Raw genomic sequence first — 24,889 nt, 5'->3', positions numbered from 1 at the left:
CGTTGTTATCACTCTAAAAAGTCTCATTACAGCCAAGAGTAATAAGGCTGTTCTGGATTTTTGTAAGCGATCTTCCATCAATACCTCTATCGCGGAGTACCTTGGCGAGAGGAACCAGTTCAGTGCACATCCATGACTTTGTCATCTGAGGGATAAGATGTATAAGGAGCTTCGCTAACTCACTGGGGTATTTGTTTGCAATTCCCTTCTCATTCATAAGATGGAACGTGTAGGAATCTGATATCTCGGGCGCAGGGAGATCGCAGATCATCTTTACCACCTTATCGAATACACTTCCCAGGCAGGCGGACCACTCAACCATCTCTCCCAATTCTGATGAAGACAGGGGTGCCGGTTGTCCTAGGTTCCGCAGGATGTCCGCAACGGCGTACAGACGCTTGTGTTTGGGAAGGGTAAGACGAGCCATGAAGAATGCTCCGATGAAAATTTCGTGGGAATACCGAGATATATTTATTGGACAATACAAAAAGCCCTGATTTCTCAGGGCCTTTTGGACTGCTATGTATACCGTTGGATTCTATCGTGGTGCCCGGAGCCGGGCTCGAACCGGCACAGCCTTGCGACCGAGGGATTTTAAGTCCCTTGCGTCTACCAATTCCGCCATCCGGGCCTGGCTGTTGCTGGCAGGATAGATCAGGCCTCGCCGTTGACCCGCTCCCTGAGCTCCTTGCCGGTCTTGAAAAATGGTGTCTTCTTGGCGGTGATTCTGACAACCTCTCCGCTCTTCGGATTCCTGGCTTCACGGGCGTCACGCTCCCGAATCGTGAAGCTGCCGAATCCGCGGATCTCCACCTTTTCTCCCCGCTTCAGCGCATCGGTCATGGAGTCAAATATCAGATTGACCACCAGTTCCGAATCCTTGCGGGACAGGAGCCCGTTAACATCCATAAGTTTTTGGACCAGTTCGCTCTTCGTCATTGCATACCCCTCTTCAGCAGATAAATCATAGCTGGCAGTCTGTCGCTTCCACTCTCTCTACTCAGACGAGCCGTTCTTTTTCAGCCCACCCTTGAGCAGGTCTCCCAGGCTGGAGAATGATTCCGACTGGTTCCCCATGTAGCCGGCCATTTCTTCCTTCTCCAGGGCGGTCTGCAGAGATTTGATGGAAAGACCGATCTTCCGGTCCATGGTGTCTACGCTCAGGACCACTGCTTCCATTTCGTCACCGACATTGGCAAAGCCTTTGGCGGATGGAACCTTTTCCTGGGAAAGCTCGGAAACGTGCACCAGACCTTCGATCCCTTCCTCAATTTCAAGGAATACACCGAAATCGGTAACCGAGGATACCTTGCCCCGCACCCGGGTGCCCGGCCGGTACTTTTCCGTTACCAGGGACCAGGGATCGGGCAGCAGTTGCTTGATACCCAGGGACAGACGTTCGTTTTCCGGGTCGACATTAAGTACCACCGCCTGGATCGTCTGACCCTTGCTGAATACTTCGCCGGGATGCTTGATCCGCTTGGTCCAGGAGATGTCTGATACATGGACCAGACCGTCAATCCCGTCCTCAACGCCGATAAAGACCCCGAAGTCGGTGATGTTCTTGATCTGGCCTTCGAGCTTGGTGCCAACCGGGTATCTTTCGATCAACACGGTCCACGGATTTACCGTGGTCTGCTTGAGGCCGAGGGAGATGCGGCGATTGCCGAGGTCGACGCCGAGGATTACCGTGTCTACGCTTTCACCCACCTTGAGTATTTCGGACGGATGACGGACGCGACGGGTCCAGGACAGCTCGGAGACATGAATGAGACCCTCGATCCCATCCTCCAGCGCAACGAATGCGCCGTAGTCCACCAGGCTTACGACCTTTCCGGATACCCGGTCGCCGATGGTATATTTCCCTTCCACATTCAACCATGGGTCCGGGAGGATCTGCTTCATCCCCAGGGAGATCTTCCCCTTGGTGCTGTCGTATTTGAGGACCTTGACCGTTACCGTGTCACCAACCTTGACCACTTCGGACGGATGGCTCGGCTTGCCCCAGGACATGTCGCTGATGTGCAGGAGGCCATCCAGGCCGCCCACATCGACAAATGCGCCGTAGTCAGTGATGTTCTTGACCACGCCTTCGAGTACCTGTCCCTCGGACAGGGAGGACAGGGTCTGCTGCTTGACCTGCTCGCGTTCCTCCTCCATCAGTGCCCGGCGGGAGAGGACCACGTTGCCGCGCTTGCGGTTGACCTTGAGGATGCGGAACTTGTCGACTATGCCGAGATAGCGGTCCAGATTGCCGGCAGGGCGGACATCGACCTGAGACGCGGGCAAAAAGGCCGGCATGCCGATATCGACCGTGAAGCCGCCTTTCACCTTGGCGGAGATGGTGCCTTCAATGATCCCGCCTTCACCTCCGGCAGTGGCGATATTCTCCCAGCCGACCCGTTCTTCGGCCTTCCGCTTGGAGAGGACCACGTAGCCCTTCTCGTTTTCGCCGCGCAGGACCACAACCCGCACCTGGTCGCCGGGCTGGACGATCACTTCGCCGTCTTCGTTGGTGAACTCCGAGGTGTAGACGCATCCTTCCGACTTGTACCCCACATCAACCAGGACGATGTCCGCATTTACCTGGACAACGGTGCCGGTGACAACCTCGCCGACCTGGATCTCCTTGAGGCTCTCATGGAACAGCTCCTCAAACTCCCCCGATCCGGCCTCATGATCCTCGTCAATATCGGTAAAACGCTTTATCAGCGTGGTGTTGCCCTTCGACTGCCTTTTCTCCTCACTCATCAAACCAGTACCCCCTCAACGCTTGTCTTTAGAATTTTGCAAACCTAGCAATATTTCCCGAAAAATTCAACTGCTTTTGTCTTGGTCGATCCGGCTGATCCGTTCCATTACTTCGTCAATGAGCCACTTCGGCGTGGAGGCCCCGGCAGTCACCCCGGCCCGATGCACACCTTCGAACCAGGCGGGATCAAGCTGCTGGGCTGTTTCGATATGGTAGGTGCGGGGCTGGAGCTCGGCACAGACCTCGGCCAACCGTTTGGTGTTGGCGCTATTGTAGCCACCGATGACGATCATGCAGTCCACGGCGCGGGCCAGTTCCTTGGCAGCTTCCTGCCGTACGGCGGTGGCATCGCAGATCGTGTTGAAGACCCGGATTTCGCCCCCTTTTGCCAGGCACTCCATGGTGACCAGTTTCAGGTTTTCGAACGACTGGGTCGTCTGGGCCACGATGCCGACCTTGGCCATCTTGGGGAGTTTGAGCGCTTCATCGCCGGAACCGACCACATAGACCTTTCCCTTGGCGTAGGAGACGATCCCCTGCACCTCGGGATGGTCGGCATCGCCGACGACCACCACATCGTAGCCGGCCTCGGAGAGACTGCTCACATGTTCCTGGGCCTTCTTGACAAAGGGGCAGGTGGCGTCGACGATCTCCAGGTCCTTGCGGACCGCCTCGGACAGCTCTTCGAAGGTCACGCCGTGGGAGCGGATGATGATGGTCCCCTTTTCCAGATCGCTCAGTTCTTTCAGGACCCGCACGCCTTTCTCTTCCAGGTTCTGGACTACCTGCGGCGAATGGATGATGGGGCCGAGGGTGTAGGTGGTCCCTCCCTTGTCGGCAGCCTCGAAGGCCATCTTGGTGGCCCGTTTGACTCCGAAGCAGAAACCGGCCTGTTTGGCGAGCAATACTTCCATGAAGACTCCTTGTTAGCGGGTGCGCCGCTCCGTTATGACCCGCTCCATCCGTTCGACCACCTCTTCGATGGACAGTGCGGACGAATCGATCTCAACGGCATCGTCCGCCTTTCTGAGCGGGGCGATGGGCCGCCTACGGTCCGCGTCGTCGCGTTGGCGTACTTCGGCAATGGTCTGCTCAAGGGAGACCTGCTCCCCTTTGGCGCTGAGCTCCAGGTACCGGCGTCGGCCGCGCTCCTCTGCGGAGGCGGTGAGGTAGAACTTCACCTGGGCATCGGGAAAGACCACGGTGCCGATATCGCGCCCCTCAAGGACTACCCGACCGGTTCGGCCCATCTGCCGCTGCCGTTCCAGCAGGCAGTTCCTGACGACACCGACCGCGGAGATCTTTGATGTCAGGAGGCTGATGTCCGGGGTCCTGATGGCAGTTGTCACGTCTTCGCCGTTTGCCACCACGCGGCAGTGATCGTTTTCTGCCACCAGGTCGAGGGACAGGCCATTGCACAGGTTTGCCAGCCCCTCCCGGTCAGCGGGGTCGATGCCGGCCTGCTGGGCCATGAGGGCCACGGCACGGAACATGGCGCCGGTGTCGATATGGAGAAAGCCGAGCCGCTTGGCCAGAAGCCGGGTGATGGTGCTCTTGCCCGCCCCCGAAGGTCCGTCGATGGCGATGATGAAACCGTTCACCGTACTGCCACCTGTTCGAGCAGCCTCATGAACGTCGGGAAGGAGGTGGCGATGCAGGCGGTGTCGTTCACCGTGGTGGCGCCGGTGGCGGCCAGTCCGGCGATCAGCATGGCCATGGCGATCCGGTGATCGCCGTGGCTGTCCGCCGCACAACCGGCGAGGGTCTCCTTGCCGTCGACCACCATGCCGTCCTCGGTTTCTTCCACAGAGGCGCCGGCGAGACGGAGCGACTGCGCCATGGCCGCGATCCGATCGGTCTCCTTGACCCGGAGTTCCCCGGCATCGCGGATCACGGTACGCCCCTCGGCCAGCGCCGCAGCGACGGCGATGACCGGGAACTCGTCGATGGCCCGCGGAATCAGGTCGCCGCCGATCTCGATCCCTTTCAGGCGGGAGGAGCGGACCAGCAGGTCGGCCACCGGTTCGCCCGAGACCTCCCGATGGTTCTGCAGTTCCAGGTCGCCCCCCATCAGGGTGAGGATGTCGATGATCCCGGTTCTGGTCGGGTTGATGCCGACGCCGCGAATAAGCAGTTCGGAGCCGGGCACGATCAGCCCGGCCACCAGGAAAAAGGCGGCCGAGGAGATGTCGCCCGGAACCACGATCTCCCGACCGTCCAGTTCCCTGCCCCCCCTGATGGTCACCCCGTCGTCGGCAACCTCCAGATCGGCCCCGAAATGGCGGAGCATCCGCTCCGAATGGTCACGGGAGACGTGGGGTTCCCTGACAACGGTCGGCCCCTGGGCGTAGAGTCCGGCCAGCAGCAGGGCCGATTTTACCTGGGCACTGGCCACCGGGGAGCGGTAGTCAATACCGGTCAGCGGCCGGCCGGCAATGGCCAGGGGGGCCTTTTCGCCGCCGTCCCGACCGAGAATGGCGGCCCCCATCAGGGCCAGCGGCCCGACGACCCGCTTCATCGGCCGCCGCCGCAGGTACTGATCGCCGGTCAGGACCGAAAAGAAGCGCTGTCCGGCCAAAAGGCCGGTCATGAGGCGCATGGAGGTGCCGGAGTTGCCGCAATCCAGCACATCCCCCGGTTCGGTGAGCCCGTGGAGCCCCTTCCCCCGGATGGCAAGGGTTTCGCCGTCGTCTTCAATCACCACCCCCATGGCCCGGAAGGCGTTGAGCGTGGCCATGTTGTCCTCACCCCTGAGGAACCCTTTGACCGTCGTCGTCCCCCGGGCGATGGAGCCGAGCATGATGGAGCGATGGGAGATGGACTTGTCGCCGGGGACGGCAATCTCCCCCCGGACTCCCTTGACCGGCTGTACGGTGTAGCTTTCCACATTACCCCCTGAGAAACCCATAGTCACCCGATGCCGTCCCGGTACCCCTTGGAACTGGCGAAAAACTGTTCCAACCCCTGGCTGTCGCCGCTTTCGACGAGCCGGCGCAGGTCGGCGAACCAGCCGGCGAAGAAATCCATCATCTCCAGGAGCGCATCCCGGTTCATGACGGCGATATCGCGCCACATGACCGGGTCCGACGAGGCGATGCGGGTGAAGTCGCGGAAACCGCCGGCCGAGTACTTGAGCAGGTTTTCGTCGCACCGGTCGTAGGCGCCCACGGCATTCACCAGGCTGTAGGCCACCATATGGGGGAGGTGGGAGACCGCCCCCATCACCCGGTCGTGCTTGAAGGTGTCCATCAGGACCACGTCGCTGCCGGCAAGCTGCCACATCCGCTCTACCTTGGCCAGGGCCTCCGGGCTGGTGGCCTCCGTCGGGGTGAGGATGCAGCGCCGATGCTGGTAGAGGGTGGCAAACGCGGCCTCCACCCCGGACTTTTCGGTGCCGGCAATGGGGTGGCCGCCGACGAAGAAGGTCCCCGGCGGCATGAGCGGTTCGCACAGGGCGACGATCTCCCCCTTGACGCTGCCGCCGTCGGTCACGATACAGCCCGGCGCAAGACCAGGGGCGATTTCCCGGACCAGGTCGGCAATGGTGCAGACCGGCGTTGCCAGGAATACTAGGTCGGCTCCGGCAACCCCGTCCACCGGGTCGTGGCTGAATCTGTCGATCACTCCCAGTTCCACGGCCCGTTCCAGGTTGGCTCTGCCCCTGCCGATCCCGACGACTTCGCACACCTCGCCACGGTCCCGCAGGATGCGGGCCAGGGAGCCGCCGATGAGGCCGACGCCGATTATGGCTAATCTATTGATCAACGGCATCGGTGCAATTCCCGGATCACTCCTCTTCCTTGCCCCAGCGGTCGACAAACTGCAACTTGTGGAGAAAGTTCTGGACATTGACCTCGCCGGCAATCTTGTCGGCCTCTTCCGCGGTCAGGCCAATGCTGGGGCGCACCCCCATCCAGTGGGTCACATCACCGGTGGGATTGTCCAACGGGCGCGGAATTGGCGGTCCCGGCTTGAAGCGGCCATCAAGGAACAGGGCCGCTTCTAACTGCCGTGGCAGCCTGACGAGACGGATTTCGACATACATGCCGTTTTTCAGCGTCTTTTCCACGATGAGATCCTGAACTTTCATCTCTTCAGGTACGCCTTGATACTCCATCGCTCATTCCCCCCAGTGAGAGTAGTTGTTGGGCTTTGGCCCGGCTTAGGACGCTCGCGTCATCTCGGTTCATGCGGATTCTACGGGCACCAGCAGCAACGGTTACTTGGCGCGCGGATACGAGCCGAGCACCTTGACGAACTGGCAGTATCCCTTCAACTCTTCGACGGCCTCGTCGATGCCCGGTTCGGCCAGGTGTCCCGCCAGATCGAGGAAGAAAATATACTCCCAGGCCTTTTTCTTCATCGGCCGCGATTCGATCTTGGAGAGGTTGATCCCCCGCTTGGCGAACGGCTCCAGCATGTGGTAGAGGACCCCGGGGGCATCCTTGACCGCAAACATCAGGGAGGTCTTGTCGTCGCCGCTGGGCTGGGGCAGGGTGGGGCCGATGACCAGGAACCGGGTGAAGTTGTTGATCTGGTCTTCGATCCGCTCCCGCACCACCTTGAGATCGTAGAGCGAGGCAGCATACTCGCTGGCGATGGCAGCCGCGTGGTAGTCCTCGCTGACGATCTGCGCCGCCATGGTGGTGGAGGCAACATCCACCAGCGGCACGTTGGGCAGGTTGTCCTGCAGCCACTGCCGGCACTGGGCCAGCGGCTGCGGGTGGGAATAGACCTTCTTGACATCCTCGATCCGGCCGGTGCGGGACAGGAGAAAGTGGGAAACCTCCAGCAGCACCTCGGCATTGATTTTGAGGCTGCTCTCCATGAACATGTCCAGGGTATGGGAGACGACCCCTTCGGTGGAGTTTTCCACCGGTACCACCCCGTACATGGCCCGACCCTTTTCAACCTCTTCGAATACCGCCGGGATCGATTTCTGGGGGACCAGCTCGGCGGAGAGGCCGAAGCGCTGCATGGTTGCCAGGTGTGAAAAGGTGGCCTTGGGGCCGAGGAAGGCCACCTTCATGGGAGTTTCCAGGGAAAGGGAGGCGGAGATGATCTCGCGGAATACGCTCCTGAGCCCGTCGTTGGGGAAGGGGCCGGCGTTGTTTTTGGCCAGGCGTTCGTAAATCTCCCGTTCCCGGTTGGGGACGTAGAATGCGCGTTGCTCCGCCTCTTTGACCTTTCCCACCTCCAGGACCCGGGACGCCCGTTCGTTCAGGAGGTCGAGTATCCGGTTGTCAATGGCATCGATGGTTGCACGGAGTTCGTCGAGGGTATGTTTTTTCGGCACGCTGAATCACCACGAGGGAGAATGGGGGAGCTTTGGGAGGGTGTAATTTAAAGGATAGCCGGGGAAATTGCAACGCCTTTTTCCCCGTGCGGTTGTCGGGGCTAGGCGTGTGTTTGCGCTTTTGCTGGGCGATCACAAGGATCGCCCCTACTTCATGCAGACCCTGCGGACTTCCTGCATGTCGGTCAGCCCCTGGAAAACCTTCAGGATGCCGTCCTGTTTCAGGGTGGTCATGCCGTCGGCGAGTGCCTGTTTCCGGATATGGTCGGTTTCGGCCTTATGCTTGATGAGGCTCTTGATGGTGTCGGTCGACTCCAGGAGCTCATGGAGTCCGATCCTGCCCCGATAGCCGCTGTTGCCGCACTTGTGGCACCCCACAGGCCGGGCCATGGTGACCTGCTCCACATTGATGCCGGTCTGGCTGAAGAACTCGGCACCGTACTCGTCGACGATCTCGGCCAGCTCGCTGGTGCCCGGCGTATAGGTCTCCCTGCAATCCGGGCAGAGGGTGCGGGCCAGACGCTGGGCCAGAACGCAGAGAAGGGAATCGGAGAAGCTGAAGGGGTCCATCCCCATGTCCAGGAGGCGGGTAACGGTCTCGGAGGCGCTGTTGGTATGCAGGGTGGAGAGCACCAGGTGTCCGGTGAGCGAGGCCTCGATGGCGATGGAGGCCGTTTCGATGTCCCGCATTTCTCCCACCAGGATCACGTCCGGATCGAGCCGGAGGAACGAACGGAGTGCCGCCGCGAAGGTAAGGCCGATACGGGTGTTCACCTGCACCTGGCGGAGGCCTTTCTGGGTGATCTCCACCGGGTCCTCGGCGGTCCAGATCTTTACCTCCGGTTTATTGATCGTGGACACGGCCGAGTGGAGGGTGGTGGTCTTGCCCGAACCGGTCGGGCCGACCACGAGGATCATGCCGTAGGGGCGGGTGATGCTCTCCCGGAATACCCGCTGGTTGCGCTCGGTAAGCCCCAGCCGTTCAAAAGGGACCGGTTCGCCGCTGTTCAGTATCCGGATCACCACATCTTCGAGCCCCCCGGAGGTCGGCATGGTGGCAACCCGAAGCTCGATATCCAGCGGACCGAACTTCTTGAAGGCGATCTTGCCGTCCTGGGGACGGCGCTTCTCGGCAATGTCCAGTTCGGCCATGATCTTGATCCGGGAACTGATGGCGAACTTGTACTTGTAGGGGATCTGCTGGTAGAACTTGCAGTGACCATCCACCCGCATCCGCACCATCACGTCGTTTTTCCCCGGATACGGCTCGATATGGATGTCGGAAGCGCGATTCATGTTGGCGTCGTAGATGATTTTGTTGACCAGCTTGACTATGACGCTGTCCCGCTCCGTGACCTTGCGGACCTCCTCCTCCAGGTCGGGCTCTTCCGTGCCTCCGGTGGCGCTGAGGATATCGCCGATGCTGTCCGGGGAGATGTCCAGGTCGTACGTACTCTCGGACGATCCGGTATCGGTGGTTGCCGAGGTTTTGTACAGACGCTGCTGGGCAAGGATGATCTCGCTCTCCGGCGCGATGACCGGGATGATCCTGAGGCGGATGGTGGCTTCCAGGTCCTTCAGTTCCTGGAGTTTCAGGGGATAGGACATGGCCAGGGTCAGGGTGTTGCCGATCCTGGAGATGGGGACGATCTTCTGCTTCTGGGCGTAGCTGGCGTTGATGGAGCGGGCGAGGTCCGGCTCGACAATCATGGAATCGATGTGAACAAAGGAGAGATCATACTGGCCGGCGATGATCTTCCCCAGGACACCTTCGTTCAGCAGGTTGAGTTTGAGAATCGCCTTGTGAAGGGGGATGTCGTCGCGCCTGCTGACTTCAAGAGACTTGCCGATCTGTTCCGCATCCAGAATTCTCTGCTTGATCAGGATATCGGAGAGCCGCTGACGCTTGCCACTCTGCTCCAGGACATACACCAGATCGGACTCCTGGAGAAAGCCGAGTCGGCACAGGAGTTGGCCCACTGTCTGGTTGGGGAAGACCTTTTGCAACTCCAGGGCTTCACTGAGCTGCTGTTCAGTGACAAGATTGTTCTCTATGAGGATTTCGCCGAGCTTTTTCGGTGCCATGGTGTCGTGTCCCGGGTCGTTACGTTCGGTCGCTCAGTCGGCCAGCACCCGGTAGCCGTTCAGATCCAGCAGCTCCCGGTGGAGAGGCTGAAGTTCCCTCGATGTGACGAACAGAGTTCCCCCGTTTTGGGCACTCCGCGGCAGCATGACCCCGGAAACACGCAGCGAGTAAGGTGCATCGCCGGGTGCCCAGAGCGTGTGCCGCGCATAAGAGCCCGGAAGGCGGAGACGGGACATGAGTTTTTCCGAGACCTGTTGCAGGCCATCCTTTGCTTCCAGCATGACAACCCGGTAGCCCCTGGTCTCCAGGAGCCTGGTCAGGGTATAGGCCACCGGGTCGCCAGTGAAGGTATTTATGATGAAGCGCTCTCCCCCGCTTTCCACGTAACGGTCGGCCTTGATGGTTAGAACCAGTCCGCTCTCCCGGTAACTGAAAAGCTCTACGTTCCGGTCCCGGTCAACCGGCAGATTCAGGGCCTTGAGCAGGCCGTCGGCCATCCCTTGCGAATCCTTGGCGGTTACCTGCCAGACGGTCCCCCGCCTGCCGCTCCCGCCGGCAACCGTCTGGGCAAAGGGTTCCTGCACAGAGAAACCTTCCTCTCTGAGAAAGGCTCCCAACGCCGGAGGCATGGCTGGCAGGTCATCCCGGACGTTCAGCAGGAGCAGTTCATGCTTGAGCAGGCTGTCGGCGGCTTTCTCGATCTTGTAGTCGGCCGTGACGGTCAACTGAGGATCGCTGCCAAAACCGACGGAGAAATCCTCTTCCACGGAGTAGAAGCGTGCTGCCTTCAGCAGCGACGAGAAGAACCGCCGGCGGTTGGCCGGATTTTCCGACACTACCCGCACCTTGTCCCCCTGCTCCATGAGCAGGGTCCTGACCAGCGACGGCATGGTTCCGGCCGCATCGACCACGATCCTGCCGCCGTCCATGGCCGGCAGGGCCGGATAGCGACCGGCGTCAAGGGAGAGGGCAAAGGTTGGGCTTGAAACCTCCAGCGGCCTGTATTCGGTCTCTTTTGCCGGTACCATGCCGGGCCAGAACTGTTTCAAGACCTCCAGCGCTCCAACCTCGGTCCCCTTGGTCATGCTGAGCATCTGCAACTGCTGGCCGGTCCCTTTTTCGACCAGTTGGGACCTTGCTGGGCGGTTACGGTGGCTCGCCACTCGGGAGTGTCTGACACCCTTTTTCGCTGGTTGCGCGGTCGCGGGCTTGGAGGCAATCGGCGCACTGTCGCGCCGTTGCGGCTGGTGCGCCGGCGTCTCTGCCGCGGCAGGCCTCTGATCGAGTGTTTTTAGGTCAATGGCAAAACGCGGATCGACGGCAACGGCTTCAGCCGCAAGCCCCATCACCAATACCAGAGCCATCAGGGTTTCCGTCGTTCGCTTTATCCCCATGCTACTCCCCGTTCATAATATGCAATCGTCACGGCCAGGTGACCACTATTGCCCGGATTGTTGCGGGCGTTTTTTTCCGATAGAACAGGATCTCTCCCTTGCCGGAAATGGTTCCTTCCTCCACCAGGTAGCCATCCTGCTCCCTGGTACTTTTCACCGTGTAGCCTGCAGAGTGGAAGGCGTCCCGCAGCAGGGCAGTGACCGTCGGCTCGGGTACGTTGCCGCCATCTCTGCCGATTACCTGGAGGGCCTTCATATTCCCCTGTTCCTTGAATACCAGGTATTCAAGGGTAGGCGTCAGATACCGATCCCAACCCGGCCGGCTTGTGCCGTAGGCGGCATCTCGGTTGTTCAGCGGAACGATGGCGGGAATGGGCCTGGCGCCGGTTCCGGCCCCAACCGGCAGGTTCGCTGTCGCCGCCGGCGCCGCTGGTTTCGGCTTGAGGCCGAACCAGCGCGGGGCAAAAAAGAAGGCGCCTCCCAGCAGTAACGCCAACAGGATACAGAGATAGAGCCATATTCGGCTGGTGGTCTGACGGGGCGTTAATCCCGGCTCGAAAGGAGGTGTTTCCACTGTGGCGTTTATCGGTGGTATTGCACCTGTCCCGACAGCGTGTGACCCTGCTGCACCCGGCGCTGGGGCAACCCGTTTCTGGGTTGGCGCAGACTTGCGCACCGCAGCCGGTTTTGCTGTCGGCTGGGTTGTGCCGGGCTTCGGTGCAGCCGGCCGGTGCGGAGTAATCGTGGCGCGCGGTGCCGTTGACGGCTCCGGTGTTTCACTCCGTTGGGGAGATATGGTGGGGGCCTGTGCTGCGATTGACGGTGCGGACTCCGGTGGTATTGTCGGGGGGGCTGCTTCCAGCAGCTCCAGGCCGGCGACCTTTTCCAACTGGCTGCGCGTCAGTTTCAGTACCTCCTCCAGAGGCAGGAAGAGGTCGATGCTGTCGTCAAAGGCATGCCGGGAGGCCGGGGGCCTTTCCGGGGCATCTCTGAGCAGGACCAGGCGAGGCGAGTCGTCGCGCAGAAGCCCTTTGATATGCTTGGCCACGGCATCACCGGAAATCCCGGCAATCTCGCTCTGGATGAAGACCGCCACTGGCCGTTTGTCGAAGACTTCCTTCAGTCCCTGGTCGAAGTCGGTCACTAAGTTGATCTGCCCCCGAACCAACGGCTGGAAGAAGTCGGTGACTGACTGGCTTTGTGTATCGTTGGAGATTATAAGGATATTTTGCATGATAAACCGTGCTTATAAGCAAATCGGCCAGTTGCCATAGTTGATATAGTTAGTTACCATAAGGTCTTTTCATCGGCAAACAATTACTATAATTAAACGAAATTATAGCACCAAACCATTCGGATTTACTGGCAACGGATCAATCCACCTCAATCTGCGCCCCGGGATTGAGCGGATTGGTCCTGACCGCCAGGGAAAAGAGATACGGATAATCCTCTTTCAGGTGCTCCAGATAGGCAACCCATTGGCGCAGGAGATGGATGTGGGCGCGCTTGATGTCGCCGGTAAGGTGATCCAGGTCGCTTCCGGGCAGCCCGGCAAGTTCGGTCCGGCTCTCCAGTTCTTCCAGCAGGTGAAAAACGGCCCAGAGCAGATCGGTGAAGTCGTCGTGCTCCAACAGGTTAGGATTCTCCATTAAAGAGAGTAGAAACGTCCGTTTTCCCCTCAAAAACTCCTTTAGTGCCGGCAGGTCGCCCAGTCGGCTGTCCATCTTCACATCCATCCGCTTCAGCCAGGCAGCAAGGGAGCGGAAATCGTCCCCGTTCCAGAGCGTTGATATCTTCACTCTCTCCGCCAACTCCCGGCCATCGGTCACGAAGCCGTGGCCGTTCTTGAGCAGGGCTTTCCCCACTTCGCTGAAAAACAGACCGATGACCATGTTCAGCTTCTGGCGGAGCGCTTCCTTTTCCCGCTCCTTCAGGACCCGCTCGATCATCAGGGTTACCAGAAGGACATAGATGGGGAGAAAGGCCAGGTTGCCGAGGAAGCCGAAGCCGATCTCCCCGGCCCGGCCGTACAGCCAGTAGTCGAGCCCGTAGAGGATCAACGATAGTGCCAGCAGGAACCAGGCTATTCTATCGCTCTTGAGTCTGAAGCCAAACATGGGACATCACCCTTTCAGATTGTCGTTGACCGGGCACCATCATGATGCCCGCAGGGCATCCACAATAGTCATCCGGGCTGCCCGGAATGCCGGCAGTACGCCACCCACCAGCCCCATTAACAGTGCGAAGACCAGAGATTTCAGGACGATGGCGCCGGTCAGGGAGAAGGAAAAGGCCAGTTCGGCGAACGATTGCCAGTTCATGGTGGAGATGGTGATCAGTTGCATGAAGGAGGCCGCAAAAACCCCGACGATTCCTCCCAGGAGTCCCAGGAGGAGCGACTCCAGCACAAAGGCCGAGAGGATGCTTCGCCGGCTGAACCCCAGGGCGCGCAAGGTGCCGATCTCGGTGATCCGGTTGGCAACCGCCGCGTACATGGTGATCATTGCCCCGATCACCGCACCCAGGGAGAAGATGATGGTGAGGGTGATGCCGAGGATTCGGAGAAACTTGGCCATCGCCTCTGACTGGTCCAGATAGTATGTGGTCTCCCGTTTCGCTTCCAGGTGGAGGCGCGGATCTTCTTCAAGCCGCTGCCTGACCGCCTCGAACAAGCCGGAATCTCTCAGCTTGAACAGGATCGACGAATAGACCGGGCGCCGGAAGGCCTGCATGAGCTGGTCGACATCGCCCCAGATCTCCGACGAGAAGCCGGTGCTCCCCGCGTCGAAGATTCCCACCACGGTCCAGTCGCGCATCCCGAAACGCAGCCGTTCGCCAATCCCCCCACCCTGAAAGCGGCGGGCAATGCTGGCACCGGCCATGATCTCCGCCGAACCGGGCCGGGGCATCCTGCCTTCCTTCAGCCTGACCTGGGGACGCAGCTTCATGGAGGTCTGGCCTATGCCGCGGATAACCACGTTGGCCGGCTTGTTGGTCCCCCGTTTGGGGAGGTTGATCAGGACCACCAACTCTTTGGCCACCAGCGGCTTGCCATTGGCGTCAATCGCGATTTCCGGCTGACTCTCGACAATGGAGGCCTGGAGGTGTTCCACCCCGCTCTGCACCTCCGATTGAGAACCACGGCGAATGACCAGGGTGTTGTCGTAGGAGCCGGTCTCCACCAGGGTCTTTCGCAGCCCCTCGGCCAGCATCAGGGTCGCGGCAAAGACGAAGACCACCAGGGCCATGCCGACGGCCGTCAGCACGGTGGTCAGCCTCCTGGTCCAGAGGTTGCGGAAGCTATAGGAAAAGGGGATTGGCATGTCGTGTCCTGCCGGGGAATGAATTCCCCGTCTACAAGCATTCTATCGCTAGCGCGATGTTTATCGTGTTTTCGCCGCGTAGCGGCAGCATGCCTGTAGCCGTGGGATTCATTCCACGGGACGGGACGAAGGCATCACACATAAATTTCATCGCGTGGCGATAGAATGCGTGTAGACGGGGAATTCATTCCCCTGCGTCTGTTCTCCTCCGGTTTCCCCCCAATCCCACACCCTCACCCCCACACAAACCGTTCGTCAAAAGCAATCTCATGCTTGCGTAGAAACGCCACGTACTCTTCCTGAAAGGTTCGTTGCCGGTGGTGCTCCCTCTGCCCCTCAATATACCTGACCGTATCGGCAACCTGGGACAGTCCGACCGTAAAGGCGCCGTAGCCGTCCTGCCATGCGAACGCCGCCATATCGTTGAAGGTCTGGTGAATCCAGTGCGACGACGCCCCCTTCATCATCTGGACCGCCTTCGATACCGGCATCGTTGGTGGGACCGCAACAAGGGCATGAACATGGTCATTGTATCCGCCGACGATTATCGCCTGCATCCCGTTATCGCGGGCGATGCCGCCGATATAGTCCCAAATTTGGCCCTCGTTTTCCGGCGTAAACCAGGGCTCGCGGTTCTTCGTACTGAAAACGATGTGGTAGCGAAGAAATGTAAAGGTGTTTGCCATGCCTGCCCCCTACGCTTGGCCATGAAAGGCCGGGCTACAAGGTTCGCATCATAACCCGGCGATGAATCGCCGGGCTACACGCATTCTGCCCTTTAGGCCCTTTGGGTCCTACGGGGCGTAAACCCGAAACCATCGCGGAGCGATAGAATGCCTGTAGACGGGGAATCATCCCCCGGCATCTGCCGATTGATGCTTCACGGCGTAAACGCCGACCAGAAACTACCTATTTCCGAACCGGAAAGGAAGGATTTTTCATGCTGGCAAGAAATTTGGGCGGGATAAATGCGAGACAAGAGGCCAACGGTCAAGCAGGTTAGCTTGACCGTTGGCCTCCATGAAAACGTGCTACGCGGACGGCTATGGTGCTTCGGTCATGTCGACCCTGACAAGCTTCATGGGTGAGCTCCTGATTCCGTACAGGCCGTGATGCTGAATTCCACCAGCTTGTCCGGGCAGCAGAGCCGGTAGCCGGCCGGGGTGTGACCCAGTTTTTCCGACTCGATCCCGAAACGGGCGGTCATGACCCAGGGGTAGATCCCCACCAGGGCCGACACGCAGACCGGGGCAGACCGCTCATAGTCGATGAGCGGCCCGTTCAGATACACGGTAGCCCCCTCCTTCATGAGGGGGCATTCCGATGAGACAACCTCGATCCTGACCCGCTGATCCGGTTCCATCCGCATGATCAGCGCCCGGCGCAGGCGCAGCTCTTTGCCGGGCTCCGCTCTGCCTCCAGTTCGCACAGGGACTCCTCCAGGATGGCGAGACCCCGCTCCAGCTGCTCCTCGCTGATGACCAGGGGCATCAGGAAGCGGATCACGTTGCCGTGGCTGCCGCAGGAGAGGATGACGAGCCCCTTGTCAAAGCAGAGCTTGGTCAGTTTCTTGGCCTCGTCGCCGGCCGGCTCCCTGGTCTCCCGGTCGCGGACCAGTTCCAGGGCCAGCATCGGCCCCTTGCCGCGCACCTCGCCGATGATCTCGTGCTTCTCCTGCAGGGCGACGAACCTCTGCTGCAACCGGTCGCCGAGGAGTTCGGCCTGCTTGAGCAGTCCATCCTCAATGAGGATTTCGAGCACTGCCAGGGCTGCCCGGCAGGAGAGCGGGTTGCCGCTGTAGGTGCCGCCGAGTCCGCCGATGTGCGGCAGATTCATCAGCTCGGCCCGGCCGGTGACGGCGCCCAGCGGCATGCCGCCGGCAAGGCTCTTGGCGGAGGTGACGATATCCGGGGTGATCCCCCAGTGGTCGATGGCAAAGATCTTGCCGGTCCGGCCCATGCCGGACTGTACCTCGTCGATGACGAGGAGGATGCCGTACTTTTCGCAGATCGCCTTGAGCTTGGGGAAATACTCGGGCGGCGGGGTGACGAAGCCCCCTTCGCCCTGGATCGGCTCGGCGATGATTGCCGCAGTCTGCTCGGCCGCCACATGGGAGATGAAGAACTCTTCCAGGTAGTCAGCGCAGGCGGCCTTGCACTCGGGGTGCTTCAACCCGAAGGGGCAGCGGTAGCAGTAGGCGTAGGGGGCCCGGTAGATTTCCGGCGCGAACGGCCCGAAGCCGAGCTTGTAAGGTTTTACCTTGCTGGTCAGCGCCATGGTCAGATTGGTCCGGCCGTGAAAGCTGTTGTCGAAGGCGATGATTGCCGGCCGTTTCGTGGCGTAGCGGGCGATCTTGATGGCGTTCTCGTCGGCCTCGGCTCCGGAGTTGGTGAACATGGTCATCTTGGCGAAGTCGCCCGGGGCAAGCTCGTTGAGGCGGACGGCCAGTTCGACATACTCTTCGTAGGGCGCTACATGGAAACAGGTGTGGATGAATTTTTCCGCCTGGTCCTTGATGGCGGCGACCACTTTGGGGTGGCAATGGCCGACGTTGTTCACCCCGATCCCCCCTGCGAAGTCGATCAGTTCCCGGCCATCGGCATCGACCATGATGGCACCGCTGGCCTTGGTGATGAAGGCGGTGGTGATATTGACGAGCCCCTGTGGGACATGCTGGTTTCGTTGCTCCAGTAGTTGTGCGTTTCGCGAGGACATGGGCATACTCCTTTGTATTTGGTGGGTGCGGGGACAGCCGGGTCGGGTTGCAGTTGATCTGCAGGGCCTTTGGCCGCAATCGGCAGCAGGAGGCAGTGTCTGTCTGCATGACAGCGGTTATCAAGGACCATACCAAAACAATCAAAATATGTATTATCAGCGAGTTATGGCGAGATGCCTGCGGTTGGTGCCCAGAGACACGACCTTTTGTGGCCGCGTCTCCCGGTTCTGATATTCGTTATTGCATAAACTATGCATCTGTGCATAATGCAGGCATAACGCTATTTCGTTCCCATCCATACGCTTTGAATGGGAAGCTTATTTCCCGGTGCGAGGTATCCCATGTCGCTGACAATCGACCCCTTCCCCCTGATCGGTTCCACGTTCGGTGCCGACGCGTTTCCTGCGGAAAACTTCTACCAGGCCATGGTGAATGCCATGGAGGTGGGGCTCCTGGCGGTCAACACCTCCGGCATGACCCTGCTGGCCAATCGGGTTGCCCGGACCAATTTCGGGATCTCACCGGGCATCCACCTGAACGACGCCCTTCCCGAGCTCTGGCCAAAGGTCGCCAAGAAGCTCCGGGGACGAACCCATAGCGTTGAGATCACCGTACGGGGAAACGAGGGGAATTACCTGGTACAGGTCAGCCCGATACTGATGGATACGGAGCAAATCGGAGCGGTCTGCGTATTCGTGGAGAGTACCGGGTTGGAAGAGATGGCGATGCAGATGCGGTTCTACCAGGAGCTGACCGGGGAGCTGGACGCGATCATCGATTCGTCTTCCGACGGCCTCTGGATCTGCGACGGGGAAGCCATCGTACTCCGGATGAATCCGGCCTCGGCACGGCTGAACAGGGTACGGCCGGAGGAGATTATCGGCCGTTCCATGCATGACCTGGTTCGGGAAGGTTTTATCGACAAGTCCGCAACCCTGGAGGTGATCAGGACCGGCCAGGTGGTAAACATGCTCCAGCAGCGGGACGAGCGGAAGCTGATCATCACCGGCACGCCGGTATTCGATGCGGGCGGTCGGCTGATCCGGGTCGTGGTGAGCGAACGGGATATCACCGAGATCGACACCCTGCAGCGGGAACTGGAAGAGCAGGAGGCGATCAAGGACCAGTTCCGGAGCCAGATGCTGGAGATGCAGCAGATGGAACTGGAGTCGCGGCGGGTCATCGCCCGGAGTCCCAGCATGCTGAAGGCGCTGCGCCAGTCCCTCAAGGTGAGCGCCGTCGATTCGTCGGTCCTGATCCTCGGCGAGTCAGGGGTGGGCAAGGGTCTCATTGCCGATCTGATCCACAAGAATTCACCCCGAGCCTCTAAGCCCCTCATCAAGATCAACTGCGGCGCCATCCCCGAGTCGCTGATCGAATCGGAGCTGTTCGGCTACGAAAAGGGGGCGTTCACCGGCGCCCAGGGGGCCGGCAAGCCGGGCTACTTCGAGCTTGCCGACGGAGGGACCCTGTTCCTGGACGAGATTGCCGAACTGCCGCTCCCTTCGCAGGTCAAGCTGCTCCGTTTTCTCGAAGACGGCCGGATCACCAGACTCGGCGGTACCAAGGGGCGGACCGTGGACGTCCGGATACTGGCTGCCACCCACCGCAACCTGGAAGAGATGGTGGAGCAGGGACGGTTCCGCCTGGACCTTTATTACCGCCTCAAGGTGATCCCGATCTATGTGCCGGCGGTGCGGGAGCGCAAGGAGTGTATCCCCTCCCTCATCAACCATTACCTGGACTCTTTCGGTAAAAAGAACAACATCAGGAAGCGGCTGACCCGGGCCGCTTCCGATGCCCTGCTTTCCTACCCCTATCCGGGCAATGTCCGCGAACTGATCAACATCTGCGAGCGGCTGGTGGTCATGACCGATACCGAACTGATCGATCTCAAGGACCTGCCGATCGACATCGTGGGGCCTGCCGTCGACGCGTCCCATGTCGAAGTTGGGTGGGACGAGGGGGTGACCTTGCAGCAGGCCCTGGAGAGCGTGGAGCGGCAGATGCTGTTCCGTGCGCTGGAGCAGTACGGCAATCAGTCGCGAATGGCGGAGGCGCTCGGCGTCAACCAGTCGACCATTGCCCGGAAGCTGAAGAAATACGGGCTGGGGTAGTGGTGAATTCTGATTAATATGCAAATATGCATAGCGATATCCTGTCGAATACTGAATTTACGAACAGCGTTTATCCGATTTGTTTTCCCGTTGACAGGAATTTTCTCCTTCAGAGAAGAGTGGCCCCTCGCCACCCGCAGTCAATGCGGCAATTATTACAGAAGGTTATCCGGTGATCCGTTTCAGCCGGCCAATCGGTTGTTCCCGTCTCCCATTTCTTTCGTGTTCTCCTGGCATACCTTGTGCTTTTAGTGACTAATATAAAAACTTGTTTTATTTAATCGCGAACTTACGTGGACAAAGAGCAGGACGGCGCACAATAGCTCACGCTCGGATCAGCTGACAACCATCACCAACAAGGAGGCAGAACATGAAACGTAGCATACGAGTAGGACTCGCCCTCATCACCTCGGCCCTGCTGGCCACTGCGGCATACGCCGAGGAGGCCCGGAACTTCTTCAAGGTTGGGGTCGTCACCGAGCTCTCCGGCGACCTGGCCACCGGCGGGAACGTCACCAAGCGGGGATACGACCTCTGGGCCCAGGAGGTGAACGCCAAGGGGGGAATCGATATCAAGGGCAAGAAGTACCAGGTGAAGCTCTTCTATGCCGATGCCCAGTCCAACCCGGCAGCAGGGGCTTCCGCAGCCGAGCGGCTGATTACCCAGGAGAATGTCGACTTTATCCTCGGTCCCTACTCTTCCGGGGTAACCCTGGCTGTGGCACCGATCGCCGAGAAGTACAAGATTCCCATGATCACCGGTTCCGCCGAATCCCCCCTGATCTGGACCAACAAATTCCATTACACCTTCGGCACCGTGCCGCCGGTCAACTTCACCGGCGCAGCGCCGATCAAGACCCTGACCGAAATGAAGCCCGCACCCAAGACCGCGGTCATTCTCGGCTCCAACGACACCTTCTCCAAGGCAACTGCCGAGGCGTTCAAGGCGGCTGCCGAAGCGGCAAAGATCAAGGTTCTCAAGTTCAATATCGTTCCGGCCGGCCAGGACCTGACCCCGCTCCTCTCCGCGGTCCGTGGCATGAAGCCCGACCTGATCGCCTTTGGTGGCCACGACGAGGAGTTGATCAAGCTGGTCAAGTCTCTCCGTCAGATCAACTACACCCCCAAGGCGTTGCTCATGCACTACGGCGTGACCGAGCCGGCCTTCATCCAGGCCCTGGGCAAGGATGCCAACCAGGTGTTCGGCGCCTCGGTCTGGACCCCTGCGGCCAGGACCAGCAGCAAGATCCTCTGGCCGAACGCCGCCAGCTATGCCGCCGCTGCCGAAAAGGCGTTCAAGACCCCGGCCGACTACACCCAGGCTGGCTCGTCCGCAGCCGGCATCGCCTTCCAGGCTGCCCTGCAGAAGATCGGTGCCACCCCCGGGATGTCCGAGGAGCAGCGAAACAAGCTGGTCAAGGCACTTGAGGCACTGGATGTGGATACCTTCTACGGCAAGGTCAAGTTCGCCACCAGCGGCCAGTTCTACCACGCCAACGTCGGCATGACCCCGCTCACCATCCAGATCCAGAACGGCAAGGCGCTCGCCGTCGGCCCGGTTGCCAGCCAGGAGGCGAAGCCCCAGTACCCGATGCAGGAGTGGAAGAACCGGTAGCACCGGGTAACTCTTGAACTAACGTATAATTCCCTCCCCCCTGGCGGGGGAGGGGGGACATATGGATGAATTTTGTAATTTAACCCTGAAATCTTCACCTGATACACGCCGCACGCAGATCGAACGTCTTTGTTGGAGGAACAGTCCATGGAACTACTGCCGCAAGCCCTGATCGACGGGATACTGCTCGGTGGGATCTACATCACCATAGCCATCGCCTTCTCCCTTACCTACGGGGTGATGCACGTCATCGACTTCGCGGTCGGCGAATGGATCATGTTCGGCGCCTTTGCCGGCTACTACCTGAACAAGTGGACCGGTCTGGACCCGTTCATAACCCTGCCGGTCGTCTTCATCTTCTTCGCCCTGATCGGCTACCTGATCCAGCCGGTCATCCACCGGGTGATGAGTGGCAACCGGGGCAATCCCCTGCTCATGGGGCTGGTCTTCACCTTTGCCCTGGGGCTCATGTTCCAGGGGCTGGCCCTGACCGTGTTCGGTTTTTACACCAATTCCATCCCCTCCATGTTCTCCGAGGGGTCGATCCTGATCGAGAAGCTCGGCATCAGCGTGACCATTCCGACGATACGCCTGGCCGGTCTCTGCTACGCCCTGGCGATCACCGCCATACTCCATTATCTCCTGAAGAAGACCACCTTCGGCCTCGGGGTAAGGGCACTGGCCCAGCACAAGGACGCCGCCGGACTCATGGGGGTCAACGGCAAGCGGACCGGGGCCTACGTCTACGCCATCTACGTGGGGATCAGCGCCATGACCGGCGTCCTGATCGGCTGCATCCTCTCCGTCAGCGCCCAGATGGGGTCGCAGTACACGATCTTCGCCTTCTTCGTGGTCGTCCTGGCCGGGATGGGGTACCTGGCCGGCGTGCCCTGGGCAGCGCTTCTGCTCGGCATGGTCCAGTCGATCTTCCTGATCTACTTCGATCCGGGCCACACCCTGCTGGCTGTCTTTGCAATTCTGTACACGATACTGCTGATCTCGCCGAGGGGTCTCTTCGGTAGGGGAGTCTGACATGAAAGGTTTCAACATCCGATGGGCTCTGCTGGTACTGGCCGTACTCCTGGCCGTGCCAACGGTTATTCACGACACCTTCGTCCTGCGGGTCCTTACCGAGGGGATCATGTGGATCGGGCTGGCCATCGCCTTCGACGTGATCGCCGGGTACACCGGGTACCTGAACTTCGGTCATGGGGCGTTCTTCGGCCTCGGGGCCTATACGGTCGCCATCCTGATGATGCGGGCCAACTGGCCCTTTGCCCTTGCCCTGCTGGCCGGCGGGGGGGTGGCCGGGATCGGCGCCGTTATCGCCGGCCTGCCGACCCTGCGCCTGAAGGGACCCTATTTCGCCATCGCCACCTGGGCACTGTCGCGGGCGATCCAGCAGCTGGCGCTGATGATGGAGATCACCGGCGGCCCGGACGGGATGCGGCTCAACGCCTTTCTGAACCCCCGGTTTTTCTACTACCTGATGTTCGGGGTGGTCGCCGGGACCTTCATCATCCTCTGGTACCTCCTGGAGCGGGCACCCTTCGGGCTGAAGCTGAAGGCAATCCGCGAGGATGAGCAGGGGGCCATGGCCTTGGGGCTCAATCCCACCAAGCTCAAAATGCAGTCGTTCGTCCTCTCGTCGCTGCCGACCGGCATCCTTGGCGGCATCTATGCCTACTGGATCACCTTCATCGACCCCGCCTCGACCCTGGGTGACCTGGTGAGCGACCAGGCGCTGGTCATGGTCGTCTTCGGCGGCATGGGGACCCTGATCGGACCGGTAATCGGCGCCATCGTGATCTTTGCCTTCAAGACCGTGTTCTGGGCCTACCTCTCCGAGTACCAGGTGCTGTATCTCATCATCCTCGGTGCCCTCATCGCCCTGAGTGTCGTCTTCATGCCCAATGGCGTGTGGGGCACCTTCATGGGGTCGAAGAGGGGAAAGCAGCAGAACAAGCCGGAAACAGCAGGAAAAATCATTGACGTGCGCGTGCCACAGGAAGAGGGGGAGTGACCATGGCAGAACCTCTATTGCAGGTGAACGGGGTAACCAAGTGCTTCGGGGGGCTGACGGCAGTCAATAACGTCTCCTTCCGGGTCCGGGAGGGGGAGATCGTCGGCCTGCTCGGCCCCAACGGCGCCGGCAAGACGACCCTGTTCAACGTCATCAGCGGTTATTACGCCCCAACGAGAGGCACCATCATCTTCAAGGGGAAGGACATCAGCGGCAAGCCACCCTACGACCTTGCCGGGGTCGGCATCGGCCGGACATTCCAGGTGGTGAAGCCGTTTGCCGGCCTGTCGGTGCTGGAGAACGTGGTCATCGCCTCGTTTCTCCGTTACCCGAAGCGGGCTGCTGCGGAGAAGCATGCCTGGCAGATCCTGGAGATGACCGGTCTGGCCGACCGCGCCCACGTCTCTGCCGCCGGCCTCACCCTGGCGGGGCGGAAAAGGCTGGAGATCGGCAAGGCCCTTGCCCTCGAACCATCCTTCCTCCTCCTCGACGAGGTGGTGGCCGGGCTCAACCCGACCGAAGCGGACCGGACGGTCGAGCTGATCCTAAAGCTCAAGTCTCAGGGGATCACCATCCTGATCGTGGAGCATATCATGCGGGTCATCATGAGTATCAGCGACCGGCTCGTGGTGCTGAATTTCGGCGAAAAGATAGCAGAGGGGGCGCCGGCAGAGGTGGCGCAGGACCCGATGGTTATCGAAGCCTATCTGGGAGAGGCAGCGGCATGAAAGTACTGGACGTTTCATCCATATCGGTCAAATACGGCGACATCCAGGCGCTCTGGGACATCTCCTTCTCGGTGAAGAAAGGGCAGCTGGTGGCGCTGATCGGGGCCAACGGCGCCGGCAAGACCACGACCCTGAAGGCGATCTGCGGGCTCGTGGGGCTGGAAGAGGGGAAGATCGAATACTGCGGCACAATGACCAGCGGCTGGCCGGTGCACCGGGTGGTGGACCTGGGAATCACCCTGGTACCGGAGGGGCGGCAGCTCTTTCCGAAGATGACCGTGGAGGAGAACCTGCTGGTCGGGGCATACCTGAAGCGGGCACAGGGAAAACGGGCACAGACCCTGAAACGGGTCTATGAGATCTTTCCCCGCCTTGAGGAGCGGCGTACCCAGACCGCCGAGACCCTGTCGGGAGGGGAGCAGCAGATGGTCGCCATCGGCCGGGCTCTGATGCAGGACCCGCAGGTGATCATGTTCGACGAGCCGAGCCTGGGGCTGGCGCCGCTCATGGTCAAGGAGGTCTTCAACGTCATCAAGGATCTGCATGGCCAGGGACTGACCATCTTCCTGGTGGAGCAGAACGTCCATCAGACCCTGAAGGTGGCCGACTACTGCTACGTCATGGAGAACGGCCGGATCGTGGGGCAGGGGACCGGCCGGGAACTGGAGGCCGACCAGTCGATCCGTGAGGCGTACCTGGGGTTCTAGCCCCGGAGCGGAGCCGGTACGATCACAACTGACGTAGGTTGGGTTAGGCGGTTGTATCGCCGTAACCCAACGAATCAGCGGCATTTGTTGGGTTACGCTGACGCTAACCCAACCTACAATCTCACGTCCCAT

General features: G+C 60.3%; 23 protein-coding genes and 1 tRNA gene. 6 read left to right on the top strand and 18 right to left on the bottom strand.

Annotated features, from left to right (window positions below):
- Positions 1–13 precede the first annotated feature (13 nt).
- The 18 genes from JN12_RS03120 to gabT form a co-directional block, all read right to left on the bottom strand.
- Positions 14–427, bottom strand: coding sequence for a DUF4020 domain-containing protein (locus tag JN12_RS03120; RefSeq protein ID WP_145018008.1), 414 nt, complete (start codon positions 425–427; stop codon positions 14–16).
- 117 nt (positions 428–544) lie between these two features.
- Positions 545–631: transfer RNA gene (locus JN12_RS03115), tRNA-Leu, on the bottom strand.
- Between the two features lie 23 nt (positions 632–654).
- On the bottom strand, positions 655–939 hold the full coding sequence (locus JN12_RS03110) for an integration host factor subunit beta (protein ID WP_145018005.1): 285 nt from the start codon (positions 937–939) through the stop codon (positions 655–657).
- 57 nt (positions 940–996) lie between these two features.
- Positions 997–2,751 carry a 30S ribosomal protein S1 gene (locus JN12_RS03105; protein ID WP_145018002.1) on the bottom strand — a complete coding sequence of 585 codons (1,755 nt, stop codon included), beginning with the start codon at positions 2,749–2,751 and terminating at the stop codon, positions 997–999.
- Between the two features lie 66 nt (positions 2,752–2,817).
- Positions 2,818–3,666 carry a 4-hydroxy-3-methylbut-2-enyl diphosphate reductase gene (locus tag JN12_RS03100; RefSeq protein ID WP_145017999.1) on the bottom strand — a complete coding sequence of 283 codons (849 nt, stop codon included), beginning with the start codon at positions 3,664–3,666 and terminating at the stop codon, positions 2,818–2,820.
- 12 nt (positions 3,667–3,678) lie between these two features.
- Complete coding sequence (gene cmk, locus JN12_RS03095; protein WP_145017996.1) at positions 3,679–4,353, bottom strand: (d)CMP kinase; 675 nt, start codon at positions 4,351–4,353, stop codon at positions 3,679–3,681.
- A complete protein-coding gene (gene aroA, locus JN12_RS03090; protein ID WP_170241825.1) occupies positions 4,350–5,639 on the bottom strand; it encodes a 3-phosphoshikimate 1-carboxyvinyltransferase in 1,290 nt (429 codons plus the stop codon). Before aroA ends, cmk begins: the two co-directional genes overlap by 4 nt.
- Positions 5,640–5,662: 23 nt before the next feature.
- Positions 5,663–6,523 carry a prephenate dehydrogenase gene (locus JN12_RS03085; protein ID WP_145017993.1) on the bottom strand — a complete coding sequence of 287 codons (861 nt, stop codon included), beginning with the start codon at positions 6,521–6,523 and terminating at the stop codon, positions 5,663–5,665.
- Positions 6,524–6,539: 16 nt separating this feature from the next.
- Positions 6,540–6,842 (bottom strand): hypothetical protein, encoded by a 303-nt coding sequence (locus tag JN12_RS03080; RefSeq protein ID WP_246125732.1) that lies wholly within the window; start codon positions 6,840–6,842, stop codon positions 6,540–6,542.
- A 129-nt stretch (positions 6,843–6,971) separates the two neighbouring features.
- Positions 6,972–8,048 carry a prephenate dehydratase gene (gene pheA / locus JN12_RS03075; protein WP_145017987.1) on the bottom strand — a complete coding sequence of 359 codons (1,077 nt, stop codon included), beginning with the start codon at positions 8,046–8,048 and terminating at the stop codon, positions 6,972–6,974.
- Between the two features lie 147 nt (positions 8,049–8,195).
- Entirely contained in the window at positions 8,196–10,133 is a 1,938-nt protein-coding gene (locus JN12_RS03070) for a GspE/PulE family protein (protein ID WP_145017985.1), read from the bottom strand.
- A 33-nt stretch (positions 10,134–10,166) separates the two neighbouring features.
- The gene (locus JN12_RS03065; RefSeq protein ID WP_145017982.1) at positions 10,167–11,528 is read right to left on the bottom strand and encodes a peptidoglycan-binding protein LysM; all 1,362 of its coding nucleotides are present in this window, start codon (positions 11,526–11,528) and stop codon (positions 10,167–10,169) included.
- Positions 11,529–11,556: 28 nt separating this feature from the next.
- On the bottom strand, positions 11,557–12,762 hold the full coding sequence (locus JN12_RS03060) for a hypothetical protein (protein ID WP_145017980.1): 1,206 nt from the start codon (positions 12,760–12,762) through the stop codon (positions 11,557–11,559).
- Positions 12,763–12,901: 139 nt separating this feature from the next.
- Positions 12,902–13,645 (bottom strand): hypothetical protein, encoded by a 744-nt coding sequence (locus tag JN12_RS03055; protein ID WP_145017977.1) that lies wholly within the window; start codon positions 13,643–13,645, stop codon positions 12,902–12,904.
- Positions 13,646–13,684: 39 nt separating this feature from the next.
- On the bottom strand, positions 13,685–14,851 hold the full coding sequence (locus tag JN12_RS03050) for an ABC transporter permease (protein ID WP_145017974.1): 1,167 nt from the start codon (positions 14,849–14,851) through the stop codon (positions 13,685–13,687).
- Between the two features lie 233 nt (positions 14,852–15,084).
- On the bottom strand, positions 15,085–15,537 hold the full coding sequence (tnpA, locus tag JN12_RS03045) for an IS200/IS605 family transposase (RefSeq protein ID WP_145017972.1): 453 nt from the start codon (positions 15,535–15,537) through the stop codon (positions 15,085–15,087).
- A 392-nt stretch (positions 15,538–15,929) separates the two neighbouring features.
- Positions 15,930–16,280, bottom strand: coding sequence for a TIGR04076 family protein (locus JN12_RS03040; protein WP_145017970.1), 351 nt, complete (start codon positions 16,278–16,280; stop codon positions 15,930–15,932).
- A complete protein-coding gene (gene gabT, locus JN12_RS03035; protein WP_145017968.1) occupies positions 16,223–17,566 on the bottom strand; it encodes a 4-aminobutyrate--2-oxoglutarate transaminase in 1,344 nt (447 codons plus the stop codon). The genes JN12_RS03040 and gabT overlap by 58 nt, the downstream gene beginning before the upstream one ends.
- 342 nt (positions 17,567–17,908) lie before the next feature.
- Here gabT and JN12_RS03030 point away from each other — a divergent pair, with 342 nt between their 5' ends.
- The 6 genes from JN12_RS03030 to JN12_RS03005 all read left to right on the top strand — a co-directional run bounded on the left by JN12_RS03030 (position 17,909) and on the right by JN12_RS03005 (position 24,757).
- A complete protein-coding gene (locus tag JN12_RS03030) occupies positions 17,909–19,684 on the top strand; it encodes a sigma 54-interacting transcriptional regulator (protein ID WP_145017966.1) in 1,776 nt (591 codons plus the stop codon).
- Between the two features lie 370 nt (positions 19,685–20,054).
- The gene (locus tag JN12_RS03025; RefSeq protein ID WP_145017964.1) at positions 20,055–21,299 is read left to right on the top strand and encodes an amino acid ABC transporter substrate-binding protein; all 1,245 of its coding nucleotides are present in this window, start codon (positions 20,055–20,057) and stop codon (positions 21,297–21,299) included.
- 147 nt (positions 21,300–21,446) lie between these two features.
- Entirely contained in the window at positions 21,447–22,331 is an 885-nt protein-coding gene (locus tag JN12_RS03020) for a branched-chain amino acid ABC transporter permease (protein WP_145017962.1), read from the top strand.
- A gap of 1 nt (position 22,332) precedes the next feature.
- A complete protein-coding gene (locus JN12_RS03015) occupies positions 22,333–23,322 on the top strand; it encodes a branched-chain amino acid ABC transporter permease (RefSeq protein WP_145017960.1) in 990 nt (329 codons plus the stop codon).
- A 2-nt stretch (positions 23,323–23,324) separates the two neighbouring features.
- A complete protein-coding gene (locus JN12_RS03010) occupies positions 23,325–24,050 on the top strand; it encodes an ABC transporter ATP-binding protein (protein WP_145017958.1) in 726 nt (241 codons plus the stop codon).
- On the top strand, positions 24,047–24,757 hold the full coding sequence (locus tag JN12_RS03005; RefSeq protein ID WP_145017956.1) for an ABC transporter ATP-binding protein: 711 nt from the start codon (positions 24,047–24,049) through the stop codon (positions 24,755–24,757). The genes JN12_RS03010 and JN12_RS03005 overlap by 4 nt, the downstream gene beginning before the upstream one ends.
- Positions 24,758–24,889 lie beyond the last annotated feature (132 nt).

The sequence above is a fragment of the Geobacter argillaceus genome (assembly GCF_007830735.1).
Classification (GTDB): Bacteria; Desulfobacterota; Desulfuromonadia; order Geobacterales; family DSM-12255; genus Geomobilibacter; species Geomobilibacter argillaceus.
Note: the sequence above shows the minus strand (reverse complement) of the source record. Positions and strands in the feature narration are given on the sequence as shown.